The 3,571-nt window shown below is 48.3% G+C and carries 2 rRNA genes; both read right to left on the reverse strand.

The annotated features are described in order from the left end of the window. Positions 1-8 precede the first annotated feature (8 nt). Positions 9-123, reverse strand: a 5S ribosomal RNA gene (rrf, locus tag HHA41_RS12650). 223 nt (positions 124-346) lie between these two features. Beyond that, positions 347-3,240 (reverse strand): 23S ribosomal RNA (locus HHA41_RS12655). Positions 3,241-3,571: the final 331 nt, after the last annotated feature.

Genomic DNA, 3,571 nt, shown 5'->3' on the forward strand with positions numbered 1-3,571 from the left:
GAATAATGAGCTGGCGATGACTTACTCTCACATGGGTAACCCCACACTACCATCAGCGCGAAGAGGTTTCACTTCTGAGTTCGGGAAGGGATCAGGTGGTTCACTCTTGCTATTGTCGCCAGCACAACTGTTATGGACTTGTTCGGGTCTTAGTTACATTGCTTAAGCTCGATGCTTTTGCTTGTAATGCCTTACTTGGTTCCAAATGAGTTATTAACAGGTTGGCTATTGTATCTGAAATTTCATGTTCAGCAAGGGCTGAATCAAGATATTTGATCTGATCAGGTTTAAGTGATCTTTTATGAATCGATTGATGCTTGTGATACAACAACTGTTTGGGTGTTGTATAGTCAAGCCTCACGAGCAATTAGTATTGGTCAGCTTCACATATCGCTATGCTTCCACATCCAACCTATCAACGTCGTAGTCTTCAACGGCTCTTTAGGAGGCATAAAGCCTCGGGGAAATCTTATCTTGAGGTAGGCTTCCCGCTTAGATGCTTTCAGCGGTTATCCCTTCCGAACATAGCTACCCGGCGATGCGACTGGCGTCACAACCGGTACACCAGAGGTTCGTCCACTCTGGTCCTCTCGTACTAGGAGCAGATCCTCTCAAATTTCCAGCGCCCACGGTAGATAGGGACCGAACTGTCTCACGACGTTCTAAACCCAGCTCGCGTACCTCTTTAAATGGCGAACAGCCATACCCTTGGGACCTGCTTCAGCCCCAGGATGAGATGAGCCGACATCGAGGTGCCAAACACCGCCGTCGATATGAACTCTTGGGCGGTATCAGCCTGTTATCCCCAGAGTACCTTTTATCCGTTGAGCGATGGCCCTTCCATACAGAACCACCGGATCACTAAGACCTACTTTCGTACCTGCTCGACTTGTGGGTCTCGCAGTTAAGCGCGCTTTTGCCTTTATACTCTACGCGTGATTTCCGACCACGCTGAGCGCACCTTCGTACTCCTCCGTTACTCTTTAGGAGGAGACCGCCCCAGTCAAACTACCCACCAGACATGGTCCTCGTCCCGGATAACGGGACAGAGTTAGAACCTCAACATTACCAGGGTGGTATTTCAAGGACGGCTCCACTCGAACTAGCGTCCGAGTTTCAAAGCCTCCCACCTATCCTACACAAGTAAGGTCAAAGTTCAATGTCAAGCTGCAGTAAAGGTTCACGGGGTCTTTCCGTCTAGCCGCGGGTACACCGCATCTTCACGGCGAATTCGATTTCACTGAGCCTCTGCTGGAGACAGCGCCGCCATCATTATGCCATTCGTGCAGGTCGGAACTTACCCGACAAGGAATTTCGCTACCTTAGGACCGTTATAGTTACGGCCGCCGTTTACTGGGGCTTCGATCAAGAGCTTCGCTTACGCTAACCCCATCAATTAACCTTCCAGCACCGGGCAGGCATCACACCCTATACGTCCACTTTCGTGTTTGCAGAGTGCTATGTTTTTAATAAACAGTTGCAGCGGCCTGGTTTCTGAGGCTGTCGACAGCTCAAGGAGCAAGTCCTATCACCATCAACAGCGTACCTTCTCCCGAAGTTACGGTACCATTTTGCCTAGTTCCTTCAGCAGAGTTCTCTCAAGCGCTTTGGTCTACTCGACCTGACCACCTGTGTCGGTTTCGGGTACGATTCCAGTGTAACTGAAGCTTAGAGACTTTTCCTGGAAGCAGGGTATCAGCCACTTCACTGTACAAGTACAGCTTGCTATCAGATCTCAGCATAGAGCACCCCGGATTTGCCTAAGATGCATGCCTACTTCCTTTCACCTGGACAACCAACGCCAGGCTGACTTAACCTTCTCCGTCCTCTCATCGCATTACACTGAAGTATTGGAATATTAACCAATTTCCCATCGACTACGCCTCTCGGCCTCGCCTTAGGGGTCGACTCACCCAGCCCCGATTAACGTTGGACTGGAACCCTTGGTCTTTCAGCGAACGGGTTTTTCACCCGTTTTGTCGTTACTCACGTCAGCATTCGCACTTCTGATACCTCCAGCAGACTTCTCAATCCACCTTCGTCGGCTTACAGAACGCTCCCCTACCACGCATAATAAATTATGCATCCGCAGCTTCGGCACATAGTTTTAGCCCCGTTACATCTTCCGCGCAGGCCGACTCGACTAGTGAGCTATTACGCTTTCTTTAAAGGGTGGCTGCTTCTAAGCCAACCTCCTAGCTGTCTATGCCTTCCCACATCGTTTCCCACTTAACTATGATTTTGGGGCCTTAGCTGGCGGTCTGGATTGTTTTCCTCTTGACTACGGACGTTAGCACCCGCAGTCTGTCTCCCGGATAGTACTCATTGGTATTCGGAGTTTGCATCGGTTTGGTAAGTCGGGATGACCCCCTAGCCGAAACAGTGCTCTACCCCCAATGGTATTCGTCCGAGGCGCTACCTAAATAGCTTTCGGGGAGAACCAGCTATCACCGAGTTTGATTAGCCTTTCACCCCTATCCACAAGTCATCCCCTGGCTTTTCAACGACAGTGGGTTCGGTCCTCCAGTTAGTGTTACCCAACCTTCAACCTGCTCATGGATAGATCACCCGGTTTCGGGTCTATACCCAGCAACTAGACGCCCTATTAAGACTCGATTTCTCTACGGCTCCCCTATTCGGTTAACCTTGCTACTGAATATAAGTCGCTGACCCATTATACAAAAGGTACGCAGTCACCGAACAAGTCGGCTCCCACTGCTTGTATGCATGCGGTTTCAGGATCTATTTCACTCCCCTCACAGGGGTTCTTTTCGCCTTTCCCTCACGGTACTGGTTCACTATCGGTCAGTCAGGAGTATTTAGCCTTGGAGGATGGTCCCCCCATATTCAGACAAGGTTTCACGTGCCTCGCCCTACTCGTCATCATTATGTGTGCCCTTTCGTGTACAGGACTATCACCCACTATGGTTGCACTTCCCAGAGCATTCCACTAAAACACACATAACTTAATGGGCTTTTCCCCTTTCGCTCGCCGCTACTGAGGGAATCTCAATTGATTTCTTTTCCTACGGGTACTGAGATGTTTCACTTCCCCGCGTTCGCTTCGTATGACTATGTATTCATCATACGATACCTACCTTAAGGTAGGTGGGTTCCCCCATTCAGAAATCTCCGGATCAAAGGATATTTGCCGCCTCCCCGGAGCTTTTCGCAGGCTATCACGTCTTTCTTCGCCTCTGACTGCCAAGGCATCCACCACATGCACTTAATTACTTGACTATACAACCCCAAACAGTCGTTAACCCCTACAAGTAGGGTTAAGACAATTAAATAAATATAAAATATTTATTTAATTCACAGTTTGACGTCTTGTGCACTTAAGCACTGTACAGCTTCAATTAGATTCATATACCAAAACGCTTGATTCAGTTAATTTGCTAGTTCTCATTTCAATTCGTAATTAAACCGTAACACCGAAGCATTACTGTCAATCTTGAATTAAATGAGTTGAACAATTTATTTCAGACTCAATTTTGCCAATCTGTTAATGATTTCCTACCGCCTCGTCAGCGAGTAGTTCACTGTGATAAATCACAGAATTTAATAAATC

It is taken from the genome of Acinetobacter sp. A1, assembly GCF_012371315.1.
In the GTDB taxonomy this organism is placed as follows: Bacteria; Pseudomonadota; Gammaproteobacteria; order Pseudomonadales; family Moraxellaceae; genus Acinetobacter.